Annotated in this window: 18 protein-coding genes; 4 read left to right on the top strand and 14 right to left on the bottom strand. The window is 62.3% G+C overall.

Features of this window, described 5'->3' with window-relative positions; translation table 11 throughout:
• Positions 1–20: 20 nt before the first annotated feature.
• From C8K66_RS23765 to C8K66_RS23720, 10 genes are all read right to left on the bottom strand, one after another.
• Positions 21–1208 carry an ATP phosphoribosyltransferase regulatory subunit gene (locus C8K66_RS23765; RefSeq protein ID WP_017849752.1) on the bottom strand — a complete coding sequence of 396 codons (1188 nt, stop codon included), beginning with the start codon at positions 1206–1208 and terminating at the stop codon, positions 21–23.
• Between the two features lie 280 nt (positions 1209–1488).
• Positions 1489–2355 (bottom strand): protease modulator HflC, encoded by an 867-nt coding sequence (hflC, locus tag C8K66_RS23760; RefSeq protein ID WP_046384902.1) that lies wholly within the window; start codon positions 2353–2355, stop codon positions 1489–1491.
• On the bottom strand, positions 2355–3530 hold the full coding sequence (hflK, locus tag C8K66_RS23755) for an FtsH protease activity modulator HflK (protein WP_017849754.1): 1176 nt from the start codon (positions 3528–3530) through the stop codon (positions 2355–2357). Before hflK ends, hflC begins: the two co-directional genes overlap by 1 nt.
• Before the next feature lie 96 nt (positions 3531–3626).
• The gene (gene hflX / locus C8K66_RS23750; protein WP_046384903.1) at positions 3627–4928 is read right to left on the bottom strand and encodes a ribosome rescue GTPase HflX; all 1302 of its coding nucleotides are present in this window, start codon (positions 4926–4928) and stop codon (positions 3627–3629) included.
• Positions 4929–4940: 12 nt separating this feature from the next.
• Positions 4941–5201 carry an RNA chaperone Hfq gene (gene hfq / locus C8K66_RS23745; RefSeq protein WP_017849756.1) on the bottom strand — a complete coding sequence of 87 codons (261 nt, stop codon included), beginning with the start codon at positions 5199–5201 and terminating at the stop codon, positions 4941–4943.
• Between the two features lie 94 nt (positions 5202–5295).
• Positions 5296–6267, bottom strand: coding sequence for a tRNA (adenosine(37)-N6)-dimethylallyltransferase MiaA (gene miaA / locus C8K66_RS23740; protein WP_017849757.1), 972 nt, complete (start codon positions 6265–6267; stop codon positions 5296–5298).
• Complete coding sequence (gene mutL, locus C8K66_RS23735; protein ID WP_017849758.1) at positions 6267–8180, bottom strand: DNA mismatch repair endonuclease MutL; 1914 nt, start codon at positions 8178–8180, stop codon at positions 6267–6269. The genes miaA and mutL overlap by 1 nt, the downstream gene beginning before the upstream one ends.
• The gene (locus C8K66_RS23730; protein ID WP_057003674.1) at positions 8180–9601 is read right to left on the bottom strand and encodes an N-acetylmuramoyl-L-alanine amidase; all 1422 of its coding nucleotides are present in this window, start codon (positions 9599–9601) and stop codon (positions 8180–8182) included. The genes mutL and C8K66_RS23730 overlap by 1 nt, the downstream gene beginning before the upstream one ends.
• 15 nt (positions 9602–9616) lie before the next feature.
• The gene (gene tsaE / locus C8K66_RS23725; RefSeq protein ID WP_046490714.1) at positions 9617–10087 is read right to left on the bottom strand and encodes a tRNA (adenosine(37)-N6)-threonylcarbamoyltransferase complex ATPase subunit type 1 TsaE; all 471 of its coding nucleotides are present in this window, start codon (positions 10085–10087) and stop codon (positions 9617–9619) included.
• Entirely contained in the window at positions 10075–10935 is an 861-nt protein-coding gene (locus tag C8K66_RS23720) for an NAD(P)H-hydrate dehydratase (RefSeq protein ID WP_108526103.1), read from the bottom strand. Before C8K66_RS23720 ends, tsaE begins: the two co-directional genes overlap by 13 nt.
• Positions 10936–10998: 63 nt before the next feature.
• Between C8K66_RS23720 and queG the strand changes: the two genes are divergently transcribed.
• Positions 10999–12066 (top strand): tRNA epoxyqueuosine(34) reductase QueG, encoded by a 1068-nt coding sequence (gene queG / locus C8K66_RS23715; protein WP_046490718.1) that lies wholly within the window; start codon positions 10999–11001, stop codon positions 12064–12066.
• Here the strand turns inward: queG and C8K66_RS23710 are convergent.
• Both C8K66_RS23710 and orn read right to left on the bottom strand, forming a co-directional pair.
• Positions 12060–12677, bottom strand: coding sequence for a trimeric intracellular cation channel family protein (locus C8K66_RS23710; RefSeq protein WP_169850564.1), 618 nt, complete (start codon positions 12675–12677; stop codon positions 12060–12062). The genes queG and C8K66_RS23710 overlap by 7 nt on opposite strands.
• 89 nt (positions 12678–12766) lie before the next feature.
• The gene (orn, locus tag C8K66_RS23705; RefSeq protein ID WP_017849764.1) at positions 12767–13309 is read right to left on the bottom strand and encodes an oligoribonuclease; all 543 of its coding nucleotides are present in this window, start codon (positions 13307–13309) and stop codon (positions 12767–12769) included.
• Positions 13310–13417: 108 nt separating this feature from the next.
• Between orn and rsgA the strand changes: the two genes are divergently transcribed.
• Positions 13418–14449, top strand: coding sequence for a small ribosomal subunit biogenesis GTPase RsgA (gene rsgA / locus C8K66_RS23700; protein WP_017849765.1), 1032 nt, complete (start codon positions 13418–13420; stop codon positions 14447–14449).
• 49 nt (positions 14450–14498) lie between these two features.
• Here rsgA and motB read toward each other — a convergent pair whose 3' ends face one another.
• Positions 14499–15509 carry a flagellar motor protein MotB gene (gene motB, locus C8K66_RS23695; protein ID WP_046384910.1) on the bottom strand — a complete coding sequence of 337 codons (1011 nt, stop codon included), beginning with the start codon at positions 15507–15509 and terminating at the stop codon, positions 14499–14501.
• A gap of 3 nt (positions 15510–15512) precedes the next feature.
• The gene (motA, locus tag C8K66_RS23690; RefSeq protein ID WP_046384911.1) at positions 15513–16364 is read right to left on the bottom strand and encodes a flagellar motor stator protein MotA; all 852 of its coding nucleotides are present in this window, start codon (positions 16362–16364) and stop codon (positions 15513–15515) included.
• 166 nt (positions 16365–16530) lie between these two features.
• Here motA and C8K66_RS23685 point away from each other — a divergent pair, with 166 nt between their 5' ends.
• Together C8K66_RS23685 and rhdA are read left to right on the top strand one after the other, a co-directional pair.
• Entirely contained in the window at positions 16531–18066 is a 1536-nt protein-coding gene (locus C8K66_RS23685) for an HDOD domain-containing protein (RefSeq protein WP_108526100.1), read from the top strand.
• 57 nt (positions 18067–18123) lie between these two features.
• Entirely contained in the window at positions 18124–18939 is an 816-nt protein-coding gene (rhdA, locus tag C8K66_RS23680; RefSeq protein WP_017849769.1) for a thiosulfate sulfurtransferase, read from the top strand.
• Positions 18940–18949 lie beyond the last annotated feature (10 nt).

Below are 18949 nucleotides of genomic sequence, written 5' to 3'. Positions count from 1 at the left end.
GCGATGGCCGGCAGGAAAACTCAAGAAGCCAGTGGCGATACTTGCCAAAGCCCGTTCTGCAGAATCAATTGCCGGTCGCAGTCCGCTTCACGGGCGGCGGCCAATGGCTGCCCAGGCAACGCCTGGACGACACGCTGACCCTCACCGCGCAACTGACAAACCTGCTGCCAGAGTGCTGCGTCCGTACTGTCGGGCATCCAGATGCCACCAGACGGCAGCTCGACCTCAGCACGCCCCAGGGTCACCAGGGTTTTCAAATCGGTGGAAAAACCGGTGGCCGGACGCGCACGACCGAAGTCGGCGCCGATATCGTCATAACGACCGCCCTGGGCGATGGCCTGGCCAACACCCGGCACAAACACAGCGAACACCACACCGGTGTGGTAGTGGTAACCGCGCAACTCGCCCAGGTCGAAATACAGCGGCAGTTGCGGGAACCGCGCCGACAACTGCGCGGCAATCGCCAGCACGTCATCCAGTGCCGCCAATACCGGCGCCGGCGCATTGGCCAGGCGCTCACGGGCAGCGTCCAGGACTTCGCGGCCGCCGCACAGGTTCACCAGCGCACGCAGCATGTCAGCCAGTTCGGCCGGCACGCCTTCGGTCAAGGCGACGACTTCATCGATTGCCTTGCGCTGCAGGGCATCGAACAACTGTTGCTCCACTTCACCGGACAAACCGGCCGCACGCGCCAGGCCACGGTAGATACCGACGTGGCCCAGATCCATGTGGACATCCGGCACGTCAGCCAGTTGCAGCATGGCCAGCATCAGGCTGATGACTTCCACGTCGCTGCTCGGGCTGGCATCGCCATACAACTCGGCGCCCAACTGGATCGGGCTGCGCGACGACGACAACGCCCGCGGTTTTGCATGCAGCACGCTGCCGGCATAGCACAGGCGGCTCGGGCCTTCGCGACGCAGGGTGTGTGCATCAATGCGCGCCACTTGCGGCGTGATGTCGGCACGGAACCCCATTTGCCGGCCCGATTGCGGGTCAATGACCTTGAACGTGCGCAGATCGAGGTCCTGGCCCGCGCCGGTCAGCAGGGATTCCAGGTACTCGATATGCGGGGTCACGACAAACTCGTAACCCCAGCTCTGGAACAGATCCAACACCTGGCGACGCGCTACTTCAATGCGCGCAGCTTCTGGTGGCAGTACTTCTTCGATGCCATCTGGCAGCAGCCAGCGGTCTACCGTTGCCATTACGCCATTCCCCTATGATCCGGGCGGCCAGCCCTCGGCCGAGCCTTGAGTGAAGCAGAAAATGCCCGCCCCCGGCATAAACCACGCGCAAGAGCGACGTGACGAACGGCCTGCAAACGGCCTCGTCGGGCACTTTCCTCGAAAAACCTGTCGCGCCTGCCGAATCAAACATGCAGACGCAAAAAAGCCGGGAATTTCCCGGCTGCCGCATCATACACCCGTTTTCTCAAAGGATCACCCCGCCAGGCGTTTTAGCCGCCCGACGGGAGTGAACAATGAGTTACTTGGACTTTTCCAGGTAGCGGAAGAAGTCGCTGCTCGGGTCCAGCACCATGACGTCGGTTTTGTTCGCAAAGCTTTCACGGTAGGCACGCAGGCTACGGTAGAACGCGTAGAACTCCTGGTCCTGGCCGTAGGCTTTGGCGTAGATCGACGCGGCTTGCGCATCACCGTCACCACGCGCCTCTTCAGACTCGCGATAGGCCTCGGCCAGCAGTACGCGACGCTGACGGTCGGCATCCGCACGGATACCCTCGGCCAGTTCGTTACCTTTGGCGCGGTGCTCACGCGCTTCACGCTCACGCTCGGTGCTCATGCGCTCGAACACGCTGCGGTTCACTTCCTTCGGCAGATCGATGGCCTTGACCCGGACATCGACAACTTCGATCCCCAGCTCTTTTTCCGCCATCGTATTCAGCGAACGGGTGATATCCGCCATCAGCGCATCACGTTCACCGGACACCACCTCGTGCAGGGTGCGTTTACCGAACTGGTCACGCAGGCCCGATTCCAGACGACGCGACAAACGCTCGTCGGCAATCTGCTTGAGACCGGAGGTCGCGGTGTAGAAGCGCTCGGCATCCTTGACGCGCCACTTGGCGTAGGCGTCAACCATCACGGCTTTCTTTTCCAGGGTCAGGAAACGCTGTGTCGGTGCATCCAGGGTCATCAGGCGCGCGTCGAACTTGCGCACCTGGTTGACGTAGGGGACTTTCACATGCAGGCCCGGCTGGACGTCTGCCTGGACCACGCGACCGAATTGCAGCAGCACCGCACGCTCGGTCTGAGCGACGATGTAGAAGCAGTTCCAGGCAGCGATGACCACGACGACGCCCACAATCAGGGCGGTCAGCGATTTATTGTTCATCAACGACTCTCCCTGGTACGTGTTTGCTGTTGCAGCAAGTCAGCAGCCGCACGGGCGCTCGCTTCGTTGGCAGCGGCATTCGAACCGGTGGCCGGTGCGCTGGCGCCACTACGTCCACCTTCGATCATCTTGTCCAACGGCAGGTACAGCAGGTTGTTCTGCCCACCCTTGCCGCCGGTCACGAGAACCTTGCTGGTATTGCTGAAGACTTCCTGCATGGTGTCCAGGTACAGACGTTCACGCGTGACTTCCGGTGCCTTGCGGTACTCGGCGACCAGCTTGGTAAAGCGATCCGCCTCACCCTTGGCGCGGGAGACCACTTCATCGCGGTAACCGTTGGCATCTTCAAGGATGCGCTGGGCCTGACCACGGGCTTCCGGCACGACGCCGTTGGCGTAGGTTTCAGCCTGGTTGCGCGAACGCTGCTCGTCTTCACGGGCGCGGATCACGTCATCGAAGGCTTCCTGCACTTCACGCGGTGCCGCTGCGCTCTGTATGTTGACCTGGGTGACGGTGATACCGGTGCGATAGGTGTCGAGGAACCGTTGCAGGCGCTCCTTGATCTCGCTGGCCATCAATTCACGACCCTCGGTGAGCACCTGATCCATCGCGGTGGAACCCACCACGTGGCGCAGGGCGCTCTCAGTCGCCTGCTGCAGACTGATCTCAGGTTGATCGACGTTCAGCACGAAGTCCTGCAGGTTGCTGATCTTGTACTGCACGGTCAGCGGCACTTCGACGATGTTCTCGTCTTCGGTCAGCATCTGGCCCTGCTTGGTGTAGGCACGCTCACGCGTGACGTTCTCCATGTACTTCTTGTCGATCGGCGGGAAGTAGATGTTCAGGCCCGGGCCGACAGTCTCGTAGTATTTGCCGAAGCGCAGCACCACGGCTTGCTCCTGCTCGTCCACCACGTAGACCGCGCTGTACAGCCACACGGCCGCGAGCACGACAAGCCCAAGGCCCAGCAGGCCATAGCCGCCGCCCTTGCTTGTGCGACCGCCATCGTCACCACCGCGTTTTTTTCCACCACCGAACAACCCATTCAGGCTTTCCTGCAGCTTTCGGAAGGCCTCGTCGAGATCCGGCGGCCCCTTGCGGTCGCCATTATTGCGGCGCTTACCACCCCAAGGATCCTGATTATTCGAGTTGCCACCCGGCTCATTCCAAGCCATAGCGCTCTCCATCTGATAAAGCAAAGACGCACCCACGGCGCGCCGACCAATGCTACAGAATGCCTGCTACTGCGGCACAACCGCTTTCTCAGGCTTTTATTGCAAAGTGTGTTGCTCGATGAACTCTGTCGGTACAACGCCTTCGCGACTGACCAGCCGATTCAGCTCCGAGCGCGGCAATCGAACGGCCAGCAAGCTGACGCCATCTTCATCGTGTTCTTCTTTCTGTACCGCGCCCAGCTCGAAAAACTGTGCACGCAGTCGAGCAAAACGCTGAGGCAAGCGCAAGGTGCCGACGAACAAATCGTTGCCGAGCAACTCGGCAATCGCTTGCTCGAGCAAGTCCAGGCCCCGGCCATCACGCGCCGACAGCCAGACCCGCTGGGGCTTGCCGTCCTCGTCGCGCTGAATTTGTGGCTCAACGCCTTCAAGCAAATCGAGTTTGTTATAGACCTCGAGGATGGGCAAGTCCTGGGCACCAATCTCGCCCAGCACCACCATCACCTGTTCAATCTGCAACATGCGATCCGGCTCGGCCGCATCGATCACGTGCAACAGCAGGTCGGAGTTGCTCGACTCTTCGAGCGTAGACCGAAACGCCTCGACCAGCTTGTGCGGCAAGTGCCGAATGAAGCCCACGGTGTCGGCCAGCACGATCGGCCCCAGGTCGGCCAGTTCCAGGCGACGCAGGGTCGGGTCGAGGGTCGCGAACAGTTGGTCGGCCGCGTACACGTCCGACTTGGTCAAGTTGTTGAACAGCGTGGACTTGCCGGCGTTGGTGTAACCCACCAGGGAAACGGTCGGGATATCCGCACGGCTGCGGCCACGTCGCGATTGTTCGCGCTGGCTGCGGACTTTTTCCAGCCGGCCCTTGATCTGACGCAGGCGAACCCGCAACAGTCGCCGGTCGGTTTCCAGCTGGGTCTCGCCCGGGCCACGCATGCCGATACCGCCACCCTGACGCTCAAGGTGAGTCCAGCCGCGCACCAGCCGGGTGCTCATGTGGTCAAGCTGGGCCAGTTCAACCTGGAGCTTGCCCTCATGGGTACGCGCGCGTTGGGCGAAAATATCGAGAATCAGGCCGGTACGGTCGATCACGCGACACTCGAAAACACGTTCGAGGTTACGCTCCTGACTGGGCGTGAGGATGTGATTGAAGATCACCAGATCGGCCTGTTCGGCATGGACCAGGTCGCGCAGTTCCTCGACCTTGCCGCTGCCAATCAGGTATTTGGCGGTTGGCCGATGACGCGGCACGTTAAAAAACGCAACGGTCTCGGCGCCGGCCGAATTAGCCAACTCCTGAAACTCCTGCGGATCTTCGCGCGCCTCAGGGTCCTGTCCATCCAAGTGAACGAGGATCACTCGCTCACCACCACCGTGGCGCTCAAAGAACAAAGGAGACTCCTATCAGGCGTTACCTGGCTCAGCGTCACCCTGTTCGCCATCAGTCGCGCTAGGCAGACGGATTGGACGGACGGGAACGACTGTCGAGATAGCGTGCTTGTAAACCATTTGGCTGACGGTGTTTTTCAGCAGGATAACGAACTGGTCGAACGATTCGATCGTACCTTGCAGTTTGATACCGTTGACCAGGTAGATGGAAACCCCCACTTTCTCTTTACGTAAAGTATTCAAGTAAGGGTCTTGTAGCGAATGCCCTTTTGACATGTGCCGCACTCCTTTAAGGATCAATAATAAAAAATCGGAAAATAAATAGCTTATGGCCGTCACACCCCCAAGGATAGACGGCAATTGCAAGGACTCAGCTCAATATGGAGACCGTTCCCAAGTATTTCAAGGCGCGTGACAGATTGTCGCTGTCCAGGCTGTCCAGCCAGTGCAAATCGCTCCAGCTGCGCAGCCAGGTGAACTGGCGCTTCGCCAATTGGCGCGTGGCAATGATGCCGCGCTCCTGCATTTCGGCTGACGTCAGCTTGCCATCCAGATGATCCCAGACTTGGCGATAGCCTACAGCACGTATCGAAGGCAACCCCGGATGCAGGTCACCTCTTGAACGCAGTGCTACGACCTCCTCCACGAACCCCTGTTCCAACATAATTGTGAATCTTTGTGCAATTCGTTCATGCAGCACCTGGCGATTTGCCGGAGCAATCGCCAGATTCGCCACAGTATAGGGCAATTGTGACCGCCCCGATGCGCCTGCGTCAGCACTTTGCGCAGATTGTCGCTGCCGATGCTCGGTCATGGTCTGACCACTTACCCGCCAGACTTCCAGAGCTCGACTGAGGCGCTGCGGATCGTTGGGGTGGATGCGCGCGGCGGACACCGGATCGACCGCCGCCAGTTGCTCGTGCAGGGCTTGCCAGCCAAGGCGCGCCGCTTCTTCTTCAAGCTCGGCGCGCACCTGGGCGTCGGCCGGCGGCATATCCGCCAGGCCTTCCTGCAAAGCCTTGTAGTAGAGCATCGTGCCGCCCACCAGCAGCGGGATGTTGCCGCGCGCGGTGATATCGGCCATGGCCGCCAGGGCATCGCTGCGGAAATCCGCCGCCGAATAGCTCATCGCAGGGTCGATGATGTCGATCAAGCGGTGCGGATACTGCGCCAGCAACTCCTTCGAAGGCTTGGCCGTGCCGATGTCCATACCGCGATAAACCAGGGCCGAGTCGACGCTGATCAGCTCGCAGGGCAGCACTTTGCTCAGCTCGATAGCCAGGTCGGTCTTGCCGGCGGCCGTGGGGCCCATCAGGAAGATCGCGGGGGGCAAGGCACTCATCAGCGGCCGCGCAAGAACAGTTTGTCCAGATCGTCCAGGCCCATTTGGGTCCAGGTCGGTCGGCCATGGTTGCATTGTCCGCTGCGCTCGGTGTTTTCCATGTCGCGCAGCAGGCCGTTCATTTCCGGCAAGGCCAGGCGGCGATTGGCGCGGATCGCGCCGTGGCAGGCCATGGTGCCGAGCAGTTCGTTGATGTGCGCCTGGATACGGTCACTGGTGCCGTACTCCATCAGGTCCGCCAAGACGTCGGCCACCAACCGGTTGGCCTCGGCTTGCTTGAGCAACGCGGGAATCTGGCGGATCGCCAGCGTTTCCGGGCCCAGGCGTTGCAGTTCAAAACCGAGTTTCTGGAACACGCTGGCGTGCTCTTCGGCACAATCGGCTTCGCGCTGGCTGACCGCCAGGGATTCCGGCACCAACAGCGGCTGACCGCTCAGGCCTTCGCTGGCCATGGCAATTTTCAGACGCTCGTACATGATCCGTTCGTGGGCCGCGTGCATGTCCACCAGCACCAGGCCGTGGGCGTTTTCCGCAAGGATGTAGATGCCCTTGAGCTGCGCCAATGCATAACCCAGCGGCGGAATATCCCCGCCACCTTCGGGCAACGCGACCGCGCTCGGCTCGGCGCCCGGCAGCGGCGCAAAGAATTCACGATAGGCCGCCTGGGCCTCGGCCGCCGGCACCGCCGATTGCGGACGCGGGGTGTATTGATACTGATAGCCCGCCCCCGAACCCGAGCCCGGCGCCGTGTAGCTCGGCTGGGGTTGCGGCGACTGCAGCAGGTTGCCCGCCAGGCTCATTTCGCCCTGCGGGCCGAACTCGCCGGCTTGCGGGCCGCTCGGACGAACCACCGCCGTCACGATCGGCGCGGACAGTTGGTCATCCGGGCGCACATCGCCCAGCGCGCGGTGCAAGGTGCCGTAGAGGAAGTCATGCACCATGCGCCCGTCACGGAAGCGCACTTCATGCTTGGTCGGGTGTACGTTGACGTCGACCACCGATGGGTCGACCTCGAAAAACAGCACAAACGTCGGGTGCCGCCCATTGAACAGCACGTCGCGATACGCCTGGCGCACCGCGTGGGCCACCAGCTTGTCGCGCACCGCCCGGCCGTTCACAAAGAAATACTGCAAGTCCGCCTGGCTGCGAGAGAACGTCGGCAACCCCACCCAACCCCACAGGCGCAGGCCATTGCGTTCGATTTCAATCGGCAGCGCCTGCTCCAGGAACCCCGCGCCGCACACCGCCGCCACCCGCCGAGCGCGCGCGGCGTCGTCGTTGGCTTCGTGCAGGCTGAGGATGGTCTTGCCGTTGTGGCGCAGGTGGAATGCCACGTCGAAGCGCGCCAGGGCCAGGCGCTTGATGACTTCCTGCAGGTGATCGAATTCGGTTTTCTCGGCCTTGAGGAATTTGCGCCGCGCCGGGGTGTTGAAGAACAGGTCACGCACTTCCACCGAAGTGCCCACCGGATGCGCAGCCGGCTGGACCCGAGGCGCCATGTCGCGGCCTTCGGTTTCCACTTGCCAGGCCTGGTCGGCGCTGCGCGTGCGGGAGGTCAGGGTCAGGCGCGCCACGGAACTGATCGAGGCCAGGGCCTCACCGCGAAAGCCCAGGCTCATCACCCGCTCAAGGTCTTCCAGGTCGCGAATCTTGCTGGTGGCGTGCCGCGCCAGGGCCAGCGGCAGGTCATCGGAGGAGATGCCGCTGCCGTCGTCACGCACCCGCAGCAGCTTGACGCCGCCTTGCTCCACGTCGACATCGATGCGCTTGGCGCCGGAGTCGATGCTGTTTTCCAGCAACTCCTTGATCACCGACGCCGGCCGCTCGACCACCTCGCCCGCCGCAATCTGGTTGGCAAGGCGCGGGCTGAGCAGTTCGATGCGCGAGCCGCTGTTGAGGATCGATTCGCTCATTACTGTGCCGCCAATTCAGTGCCGGGGATGGTCAACACCTGGCCGACTTTCAGCTCATCGGTTTTCAGGTTGTTGGCGCTGCGCAACGTCGCAGGCGACACCTGGAAACGCACCGCCAGCATCGCCAGGGTGTCGCCCGGCTGGACGCGATGGTCACGCGGGCCCTGGGCGATTTTCCCGGAGTCGCGCAGCCAGGCGATATACGTGCCCGGCGGCGGGTTCTGCTGGAAGAACTGGCGCACGCCGGCGCTGATGGAACGTGCCAATGCCTGCTGGTGGCTGGCGCTGGCCAGTTTCGAGGCTTCGTTGGAGTTGGAGATAAACCCGGTTTCCACCAGGATCGACGGGATGTCCGGCGATTTCAACACCATGAACCCGGCCTGCTCCACGCGTTGTTTGTGCAGCGATGTCACACGGCCGATGTTGCTCAGGACTTTCTGCCCGACGTTCAAGCTGGAGGTCAGCGAGGCGGTCATCGACAGGTCGAGCAGTACACCGGCGAGCATCTTGTCTTTGTCGTCGAGGGACACGTTGCCGGCCCCGCCGATCAAGTCGGAACGGTTTTCACTGTCGGCCAGCCAGCGGGCCGTCTCGGACGTGGCGCCGCGATCCGACAGGGCAAACACCGAGGCGCCGAAGGCGGCGGCCGACGGCGCGGCGTCGGCGTGGATCGAGACGAACAGGTCGGCGCCCTTCTTGCGCGCGATTTCGGTGCGGCCACGCAACGGGATGAAGTAGTCGCCGGTACGGGTCAGCTCGGCGCGATAGCCTTTCATACCGCTGACCTGGCGCTGCAGTTCACGGGCGATGGCCAACACCACGTCTTTTTCATGCTGGCCACGCGAACCGGAAGCGCCCGGGTCTTCACCGCCGTGACCGGCGTCGATCACCACGATGATGTCGCGTTTACCCGCTGGCGCCGGCGGCGGCGGTGGCAACTTGACCTGCGGTTGCGACGGGTTGACCGGCACGGCCGGTACGGTCGCCACGCTCGGCGTCGGCGCGGGCGGCGGTGCGGCATCGGCGGCGTTGTCGAACAAGTCGACCACCAGGCGGTTGCCGTACTGGGCGTTGGGCGCCAGGGAGAAACTTTTCGGGGTCACGGCCTTTTTCAGGTCGATGACCACGCGCAGATCGGTCGGCGTGCGCTGGGCCGAACGCATGCTGGTAATCGGCGTGTTGGCAGTGGAGATTTTCAGCGGCGCGGCCAGGGTCGCACCGTTGATGTCGATCACCAGGCGATCAGGCGCCGTCAGGGTAAAGACGCTGTGCTGGACCGGGCCAGACAGGTCGAACACCAGTCGCGTGTTATCCGGCGCTCGCCACAGGCGAACACTCTTCACCTGTGAAGCAGCCAGAGCATTGACAGTCATTGCCGCAAGCAACACCCCTACGACAGCAACCAACGCGCGAAAGCGCATACCTAACCCCACCAATTATTTGAATTCCAATGCCAGAGCAGCGCACCACGACTCACCGCGCGCACCCTGGGGCAACAACTTCAGCCGACGTCCGTGCTCATGCGGCGTAATGGTAATGGTCAGGTCCGGCTTTGGCAAAAAGCCTGTGCCTTTATCTGGCCACTCGATCAGGCACAGCGCGTCATCCTCGAAATAATCCCGAATCCCCATGTACTCCAGCTCTTCGGGGTCCACCAGACGATAGAGATCAAAGTGGAAGGCCCTTGTCGCCCCGATCTCATAAGGCTCGACCAGCGTAAAGGTCGGACTTTTCACCGCCCCAGCATGGCCCAACCCGCGAATGATGCCCCGCGACAGCGTGGTCTTGCCCGCCCCCAGGTCGCCCTCGAGAAAGATCAGCCCCGCGCCGCCTGTCACCTGGGCAATCCGATGACCGAAGGCGACCATTGCCGCTTCATCCGCCAGGAAAAGGTTTACTTCAGACACGGCGACTGTTCCTCGAGCAATTGACGGATGGCAGGTATCAGGTCACTGGCCGCCAGGCCGCGGCCAAAGGTGCCCTGCCGGGCTCCGGCCGTGGCGTGCAGCCACACGGCCAGGCAGCCGGCTTCATAAGCGGGCATGCCTTGTGCCAGTAACGCGCCCACCAGGCCGGCCAATACGTCGCCGAGCCCCGCGGTCGCCATGGCCGGATGGCCTTGGTCACATCGCGCGACGCGACCGTCCGGGCAGGCGATCAGACTGCCCGCCCCCTTGAGAATAGCCACTGCATTGAATTTCTGGCTCAACGCGCGCGCCACGTTAAGACGATCCGCCTGAACCTCAGCTGTCGAAATACCCATCAAGCGCGCCGCTTCGCCCGGATGCGGGGTGATCACGCAGTTGGCGGGAAGGCTGACGCTGCCGGTCGCCAGCTGGTTCAAGGCATCGGCGTCCCAGACTTGCGGCTGCTTGGCGTTGGCGGCGACGGACAGCAGGCTCTTGCCCCAGGCGGCATGGCCCAGGCCCGGGCCAATGACGATAACCGAGATCTTTTCGAGCAAACCCATCAATTGGTTGGCCGAACTCACGCCGACGCTCATGACTTCCGGCAGGCGCGCCAGCGCGGCGGGCACATGTTCAAGGCGAGTCGCCAGGGACACCATGCCCGCCCCGCTGCGCAGCGCACTTTCGGCACTGAGCAACGCAGCGCCGCCAAAGCCTCGGTCGCCGCCGATGACCAGCAGATGACCGAAACGGCCTTTATGGGCGTCCGGGGAACGCGCAGCCAGTTGCGGCAAATTGCCGGGCAACAGGGGCTGAACGTCGGTTATTGCGTGTTTTGTCTGCGGCATGCGTCTTCAAGCTCCGATGTCTGGCAGAATTATACTCATCTAACCTGTGGTTTCCCGTGTCTCATGCCTGCTATTACTTCCGATCTGCCCGCGCTCGCCCAATCGATCAAAGACTGGGGCCGCGAGCTGGGCTTCCAACAAGTCGGCATCAGCGGCCTGGACCTGGCCGAGCATGAACAGCACCTGCAACGCTGGCTCGACGCGGGCTACCACGGCGAGATGGAATACATGGGCGCCCACGGCAGCAAACGCTCGCACCCCGATGAATTGGTGCCGGGCACCTTACGCGTGGTCTCACTGCGCATGGATTACCTGCCCGGCGACACGCACATGGCGCAACGGCTGGCCCAACCGGAAAAAGCCTACATCTCCCGTTACGCCCTGGGCCGCGACTACCACAAACTGATCCGCAAGCGCGTGCAGCAACTGGCCGAACGCATCCAGGCACAAATCGGCCCCTTCGGCTTTCGCGCCTTTGTCGACAGCGCGCCGGTGCTGGAGAAAGCCATCGCCGAGAAAGCCGGGCTGGGCTGGATCGGCAAAAACACCCTGGTCCTCAATCGCAAGGCCGGCAGCTACTTCTTCCTCAGCGAGTTGTTTGTCGACTTGCCGCTGCCGGTCGATCCGCCCCACGCCACCGAGCACTGCGGCCGCTGTACCGCCTGTCTGGATATCTGCCCGACCAACGCGTTCGTCGGGCCCTACGTGCTGGACGCGCGGCGCTGTATTTCCTATCTGACCATCGAACTCAAGAGCGCGATCCCCGAAGACTTGCGCCCGCTGATCGGCAACCGGGTTTTCGGTTGCGATGACTGTCAGATCGTTTGCCCATGGAATCGTTTCGCCCGCACCACCGCCGAAAGCGATTTCAAGCCACGACACAACCTGGATAACGCACAACTGGCCGAACTGTTCATGTGGGACGAGGAAAAATTCCTCAGCAGCACCGAAGGCTCGCCCCTACGCCGCGCAGGTTACGAGCGCTGGCTGCGCAACCTGGCGGTAGGCCTGGGCAATGCGCCATCGAGCATTCCGGTGCTGGAAGCCTTGAAGGCGCGCCGGGACTATCCGTCGGAGCTGGTGCGCGAACATGTGGAATGGGCGCTGAAACAGCACGCCGAGCGTCAGTGAACGTCGTCGTTGTAGATGAACTTGGGCATTTCCCAGTGAAAACGGATCGCCAGCAGGCGCAGGAGAAAGCCGCTGAACAGGGTGAGCATAATCGCCTGCTCGCCCGGCAATTGCAGGTAAAGGCACAGCAAGTAGAACCAAGCGGCGAGGAATGACACGCTGGCGTACAGCTCACGGCGAAAGATCAGCGGGATGTCGTTGCAGAAAATATCCCGCAGGATCCCACCGAACACCCCGGTGATCACGCCACTGACCGACGCCACCAACATACCGTGGCCCATTTCCAGGGCGGTCATGCAGCCGATCAGGGTAAAGGCGACCAACCCCACGGCATCCAGCGCCAGAAACAGCGAGCGCAGGCGGCGCATCAGCGGCGCGATAAAGATCGTCACCAGCGCGGCGACGGAGGTCAGCACCAGGTATTCCGGGTGCTTGACCCAGGTCAGCGGGTAATGCCCGAGCAGCACATCGCGCACCGAACCGCCACCCAACGCCGTCACGCAGGCGATCAGCACCACGCCAAACCAATCCATGCCGCGCCGACCGGCAGACAAGGCGCCAGTCATAGCTTCGGCGGTGATGGCGACGAGGTAGAGCATCAGCAGCATGATGGCGATCCTTACAAAGAGGCGCGCAGTCTAATCATTTGCTGACGGCACCAAAAGAGGGCGCTTGGCGAAAGACCGAGGCGCCCCCAGCATCAAGCCTTGATGAAGTGCTTGCGGTAGTGCTGCAACTCGGCGATCGACTCACGAATGTCATCCAGCGCCAAATGAGTGCTGCCTTTATGGAAGCTGTCTTTGACTTCCGGCGCCCAGCGCGCGGCCAGCTCCTTGAGCGTGGACACATCCAGGTTGCGGTAGTGGAAGTAGCTTTCCAGCGCCTTCATGTGGTTATAAAGAAAGCGGCGGTCCTGGCAGATGCTGTTACCGCAGATCGGCGACTTGCCCTTGGGCACCCACTTTTCCAGGAAGGCGATGGTTTCGGCTTCGGCTTCGGCCATGCTGACACGGCTGTCGCGCACGCGCTGGGTCAGGCCGGAGTTGCCGTGGGTGCGGGTGTTCCACTCGTCCATGGTGGCGAGGACAGCGTCGCTGTGGTGGATGGCGATCACCGGACCTTCGGCCAAGGTGTTGAGGTTGCTGTCGGTGACAATGGTCGCCATCTCGATGATGACGTCGGTGTCGGGGTTCAGACCGGTCATTTCCAGATCGATCCAAATCAGATTCTGTGGGTTTTGCATGGCTTGATTCTCTTGGCACCTTGGCGTAGCTGCGCAGTTTAGCAGGCGGGGCCGTGCTAGACTCGCGACCGTTTCACCCAACCTTTGCATTATCGACACGGAACACCAATGGCCAAACGCCAGCTCAACCGTCGCCAAAACTGGCGCATCGAAAAGATTCAGGGCGAACGCGCCGCACGCGCCGCCAAACGTGAATCCTCCGCCGTGGAAGCGCTCGAGGGCGGCGACCTGGGCCCCGAACAAACGGGCCTGGTGATCGCGCACTTTGGTGTGCAGGTCGAGGTCGAGGCGCTCGAAGGCGAACTCGCCGGCCAGGTCTTCCGCTGCCACCTGCGTGCCAACCTGCCGGCGCTGGTGACCGGCGACCGAGTGGTGTGGCGTGCCGGCAACCAAGGCATCGGCGTGATCGTCGCGCAACTGCCCCGCACCACCGAACTGCGCCGTCCCGACAGCCGCGGCCAGTTGAAGCCGGTGGCGGCCAACGTCGACATGATCGTCATCGTCTTCGCACCACTGCCCGAGCCTCATGCCAACCTGATCGACCGTTACCTGGTCGCCGCCGAGCATGCCGGCATTCGCCCGCTGTTGCTGCTGAACAAGTTCGACCTGATCGACGAACAGAACGCCCCGGCGCTCAACGCGTTGCTGGCGGTCTACCGCACCCTGGGTTACCCGGTGCTGGAAGTGTCGGCCCATCACGGCAATGGCATGGAACAGCTGCAACACCAGTTGGACGGGCGCATCAGCGTGTTCGTCGGCCAGTCTGGCGTGGGCAAGTCCTCGCTGGTCAACAGCCTGCTGCCGGAAGTCGACACCCGTGTCGGCCCGCTGTCGGAGCTGTCCGGCCAGGGCACCCACACCACCACCACCGCGCGGTTGTTCCACTTCCCTGGCGGCGGTGAGCTGATCGACTCCCCGGGCATTCGTGAATTCGGCCTCGGCCATGTCAGCCGCAGCGACGTGGAAGCCGGCTTCATCGAGTTCAACGACCTGATCGGCACCTGCCGCTTCCGCGACTGCAAACACGACCGCGAACCCGGTTGTGCTCTGCTCAAGGCGTTGGAAGATGGCCGCGTGCAGCAGCAACGGATGAACAGCTATCGGTCGATTATTGCGAGTTTGCCCGAGAGCAGTTACTAAACAGCACATACGACAAGGCCGCGTTTATCGCGGCCTTGTCGTATACAGCTTACGATCCCGTACCCGGCACCGTAGGGTCTTTCATCCCGCCACCTTCGAACAGATTCAGCTTCTGCCGCAGCTCATGCGCCGGCAACGGCTCCTGCCCCGGCGGGATCGCGTTCGGGTCGGCCGGTGCACCGCCCTGCGTGCCCGTATCTGGGGGCGGTGGCGGCTGATCACCTTCAATCGCGCGCTGGGCCTTTTTGGTCAGCACGACGATATCGATCCGACGGTTGATCGGGTTGAACGGGTCCTTCGGATCAAACAGCTGCGACGAGGCGAAACCCACCACCCGCGCCACCTGCGAGTCCGGGTAGCTGCCGGCCACCAGCGCACGTCGGGCGGCGTTGGCGCGGTTGGCCGAAAGCTCCCAGTTGCCGAAGTCGCCCTGCCCCGAATACGGCTTGGCATCGGTGTGGCCGCTGATGCTGATCTTGTTCGGCACCGCCTTGATGGTATCGGCCATGGCCAGCAGGATGTCTTCAAAGTACGGCTTCAACCGCGCACTGCCAGAGTCGAACATCGGCCGGTTGGCGGCGTCGGTGATCTGGATGCGCAAGCCATCCGGCGTGATCTCGAAGGAAATCTGGTCCTTGAATTTCAGCAACTGCGGGTTTTCTTCGACCTTGGTCTGCAATTCCTTCAGCAACAATTCGAGGCGTTCCTGCTCGACCTGTTCGGCCAGGCTCTCGACGGTGTCGCGCTCGATCGGAATTTTTTCCTGCGGCGCCTCGGTCTTGACCTCAGGGTTGATGGTGCGCTCCGGCGCCAACTGCGGCGAACCGCCCAGGTCGATCACGAAGGGCGTACCGCTTTCCGAGAAGCCAATCGGGTCCTTGAAGTAACCGGCGATGGCGATCTTCTGCTCGGGGGTCGCGGTGGACATCAGCCACAGCACCAGGAAGAACGCCATCATCGCCGTTGCAAAGTCGGCGAAGGCGATTTTCCAGGCGCCACCATGGTGCCCCGCAGCGAAGCGCTTGACGCGCTTGATGATTATCGGCTGGTTGTTTTCCATGGCTTAGCGACCGCGAACCGCTTGTTCCAACTCGGCAAAGCTCGGGCGATGTTTCGGATACAGCACCTTGCGACCGAATTCCACCGCCAGCGAAGGCGGCATGCCGGAGGCCGAAGCCACCAGGCTGGCCTTGATCGCTTCATACAGATTGACTTCTTCCTTGGCATCGTGGGCCAGGGAGGTGGCGAGCGGACCGAAGAAACCGTAGGCCGCGAGAATACCGAAGAACGTACCCACCAGCGCCGCACCTACGTGCATGCCGATGGCCGCCTGGTCGCCCTCGCCGAGGGAGGCCATGGTCACCACGATACCGAGTACCGCCGCAACGATACCGAAGCCGGGCATGCCGTCGGCAATACCGGTGACGGCGTGGGACGGGTGCTCCAGCTCTTCCTTGAGGCTGAACAGTTCCATGTCGAACAGGCCTTCCAGCTCATGGGGAGCCATGTTGCCGGAGGACATGATGCGCAGGTAATCGCAGATGTAGGCGGTCATGCGCTCGTCTTTGAGCACTGCCGGGTATTTGGCGAAAATCGGGCTCGCTGCAGCGTCTTCGATGTCCGCTTCGATGGCCATCATGCCTTCACGGCGACTCTTGTTGAGGATCTCATAAACCAGGCCCAGCACTTCCATGTAGAAGGTGTGGGAGAAGCGCGAGCTGAACATGCCCAGCGACTTCTTGATCACGTGCATGGTCATGTAGCCGGGGTTGGCCTGCAAGAATGCGCCGAATGCCGCGCCGCCAATAATCATCACTTCGAAGGGCTGGATCAACGCAGCAATCTTGCCGTGAGACAGGACATAGCCACCGAGCACACTTGCAAGGACGACGATGATGCCGATTATTTTAGCCATAGGGGTTTTGTACTTGCGCCGTCGGGTTCATGGACATATTTGGGGTAACTGAAAAACTCTTGTTCTACTTATCGGCAAAACTGCGCCAGACTATAGGCCGTCAAGGCGAAAAGCCAGTTCGGCCCGTTCAGGGCGTGTTGAAGTAAGTGATGATCGCGCCCCAATCATGGCCAATGAAAAGACAGCCCCATCTGTAAGACCCATCTCTCTCGCCGCTTGGATCAAGTGCCTGGACGAAGTCCGGTTGCCCGTCCCCCAGGCCAGCCACGAGCGCGTGTGCAAAGCCATCCGCGATAGCCGCAGTTCTTTGCGAGATATTGCCGAGCTGATGCAGAACAGCCCGTCGCTGGTACTCAGCGTAATGCGCGAGGCCAACAGCCACACCCATGGCAGCATGGCGGAACCGGCAGAAAACCTTGAGGTGGCGCTTAACCGTCTCGGCCTCAAACGCGCCGAGGACCTGCTGGAACGGCTGCCGTCGGTGCCGATGAATGAAATCCCCGTCGCCTTTCGCCAACTGGTGCTGGTCAGCCGCCACGCGTCGCAGCAAGCCAGCGGCTTGTTCGCCAGCCGCCTGGCGCGGTTGTGGCAAGACATTCATTGGGGCAGCCTGCTGTTCCTGGCGCCGTTGTGGCCAATGGCGGTGGCCTACCCCAAGCTCCTGGAAGAATGGGAACTGCGGGTGATCCACAAAGGCCAATCGGCGCGTCAGGTCGAACAGGAATTGTTCGGCGTGCGCCTGCTCGACCTGTGCCTTGGCCTGACCGAAACCTGGCACCTGCCGATCTGGGTATCCCAGGGCTATCACCTGCTGCTGACCGAGCAACGCTTGCTGGTCAAGGCATTGCGCATCGCCCGGGAAGACGACCCACTGCGCCAGCAACAACTGCTGGATGCCGAACCCAGTTTGCGGCGCTGGCTGAACCAGCCGGCCAATACGGTGTTGCTGGCCAACGGCCTGGCGATGTCGGCCCAGGAATCCTGGACCTGCCCGCATACCGAGCGCTGGCAATACCTCACCGCGCTGTACCTGCAACAGCCGTTGAGCGAGGTGCAGCAACAGGTTCACCAGCAAGCGGTGATCAGCGCTCGCGCAACCCTGATGCCCGACCTCTGGCACCCGGCGCTGTCGCTGATCTGGCCGTGGAATGTACAGAAAATCCATCGCGGCCTGCTGCCCGCACCGCCGCCGACCGCCGAGGCCCTGGCCGTCTGGCGCAGCCGTTGCACCGAACTGCTGGTGGAGCCAAGCCGCTTCGCCAACGCCATGCACCTGACCACCTGCGCCAAGGAAGCCCTGGAGGCCAGCGGCATGCAGCGCGTCTTGCTGTTCATGGCCGATCGCGCCCTGAGCACCCTGCGCGTCCACCAGGCCGCCGGCCTGCCGAAGGACGCCGCCAACTTGAGCCTCGACGTGGTCAACAGCACGCTGCTGCAACGCATGCTGGAAAAATCCGCCCAGGTGCGCCTCATGCCCGACAATCACGCGCAATTTGCCGCCCTGTTGCCGCCGATCCTGCGTCGCCTGTTCAACGGTGAACACCTGCTGTTGCGCTCACTGAGCTGCAACGGCCGGGTGGTCATGCTGATGATCGCCGACCAGGGCGGCGGGCCGTTCTCGGAAACCACCGTGCAGGCCTTCGGCAAAACCGCTCAATGCATCGAGAAAGCCCTGCACAGCTTTACCAACCGCACCGGCTGATGCTTGCGCTACAATCGCCCTCTTTTATCGCCAACATTTGTGCCCAGGAGACCTCACATGCCTGACTTCTCTGGCTTGCCGCTGGTGATCGAACCCAGCGACCTGCTTGGCCGCCTTGATGCCGACCAACTGATTCTGGTGGACCTCACCAGCGCCGCCCGCTACGCCGAAGGGCATATCCCCGGCGCGCATTTCGTTGACCCCAAGCGCACCCAACTGGGCCAGCCGCCAGCCCCCGGCCTGTTGCCGAACAAGGCAGACCTGGAAAAACTGTTCGGAGAGCTGGGCCACACCCCGGACGCGACCTACGTGGTCTACGACGACGAAGGCGGTGGCTGGGCCGGACGTTTCATCTGGCTGCTCGACGTGATCGGCCACACGAAATACCACTACCTCGACGGCGGCCTGCTGGCGTGGCTGGCAGACCCGCTCCCGCTGTCCACCGAGGTGCCGGCCCCGGCTGGCGGGCCTGTCAGCCTCACCCTGCATGACGGCCCCACCGCGACCCGCGAATACCTGCAAAGCCGTCTCGGCGCCGCCGACCTGGGCATCTGGGACGCACGCGGCCCGCTGGAATATTCCGGCGAAAAGGTCCTGGCAGCCAAGGGCGGTCACATCCCCGGCGCCGTGAACTTCGAGTGGACTGCCGGCATGGACAAGGCGCGCAACCTGCGCATCCGCCGCGACATGCCGCAGATCCTCGAAAACCTCGGGCTGACCCGCGACAAAGAAATCATCACCCACTGCCAGACTCATCACCGCTCTGGCTTCACCTACCTGGTGGCCAAGGCGCTCGGTTATCCGCGAGTCAAAGGTTATGCCGGTTCCTGGGGCGAATGGGGCAACCACCCCGACACCCCCGTCGAGATTTAAGGTTTAAGGA

The sequence above is a fragment of the Pseudomonas sp. GV105 genome (assembly GCF_003058185.1).
GTDB classification, from domain to species: Bacteria; Pseudomonadota; Gammaproteobacteria; order Pseudomonadales; family Pseudomonadaceae; genus Aquipseudomonas; species Aquipseudomonas veronii.
Note: the sequence above shows the minus strand (reverse complement) of the source record. Positions and strands in the feature narration are given on the sequence as shown.

What these genes read in the sequence shown, in the direction of transcription:
- C8K66_RS23685 (WP_108526100.1), top strand. Translation starts at nt 16,531, where the DNA reads ATGGCCAATGAAAAGACAGCCCCATCTGTAAGACCCATCTCTCTCGCC.
- mutL (WP_017849758.1), bottom strand. Translation starts at nt 8,180, where the DNA reads ATGAGCGAATCGATCCTCAACAGCGGCTCGCGCATCGAACTGCTCAGC.
- hflK (WP_017849754.1), bottom strand. Translation starts at nt 3,530, where the DNA reads ATGGCTTGGAATGAGCCGGGTGGCAACTCGAATAATCAGGATCCTTGG.
- rsgA (WP_017849765.1), top strand. Translation starts at nt 13,418, where the DNA reads ATGGCCAAACGCCAGCTCAACCGTCGCCAAAACTGGCGCATCGAAAAG.
- C8K66_RS23730 (WP_057003674.1), bottom strand. Translation starts at nt 9,601, where the DNA reads ATGCGCTTTCGCGCGTTGGTTGCTGTCGTAGGGGTGTTGCTTGCGGCA.
- motA (WP_046384911.1), bottom strand. Translation starts at nt 16,364, where the DNA reads ATGGCTAAAATAATCGGCATCATCGTCGTCCTTGCAAGTGTGCTCGGT.
- C8K66_RS23765 (WP_017849752.1), bottom strand. Translation starts at nt 1,208, where the DNA reads ATGGCAACGGTAGACCGCTGGCTGCTGCCAGATGGCATCGAAGAAGTA.
- rhdA (WP_017849769.1), top strand. Translation starts at nt 18,124, where the DNA reads ATGCCTGACTTCTCTGGCTTGCCGCTGGTGATCGAACCCAGCGACCTG.
- hfq (WP_017849756.1), bottom strand. Translation starts at nt 5,201, where the DNA reads ATGTCAAAAGGGCATTCGCTACAAGACCCTTACTTGAATACTTTACGT.
- C8K66_RS23720 (WP_108526103.1), bottom strand. Translation starts at nt 10,935, where the DNA reads ATGCCGCAGACAAAACACGCAATAACCGACGTTCAGCCCCTGTTGCCC.
- miaA (WP_017849757.1), bottom strand. Translation starts at nt 6,267, where the DNA reads ATGAGTGCCTTGCCCCCCGCGATCTTCCTGATGGGCCCCACGGCCGCC.
- motB (WP_046384910.1), bottom strand. Translation starts at nt 15,509, where the DNA reads ATGGAAAACAACCAGCCGATAATCATCAAGCGCGTCAAGCGCTTCGCT.
- queG (WP_046490718.1), top strand. Translation starts at nt 10,999, where the DNA reads ATGCCTGCTATTACTTCCGATCTGCCCGCGCTCGCCCAATCGATCAAA.
- orn (WP_017849764.1), bottom strand. Translation starts at nt 13,309, where the DNA reads ATGCAAAACCCACAGAATCTGATTTGGATCGATCTGGAAATGACCGGT.
- hflC (WP_046384902.1), bottom strand. Translation starts at nt 2,355, where the DNA reads ATGAACAATAAATCGCTGACCGCCCTGATTGTGGGCGTCGTCGTGGTC.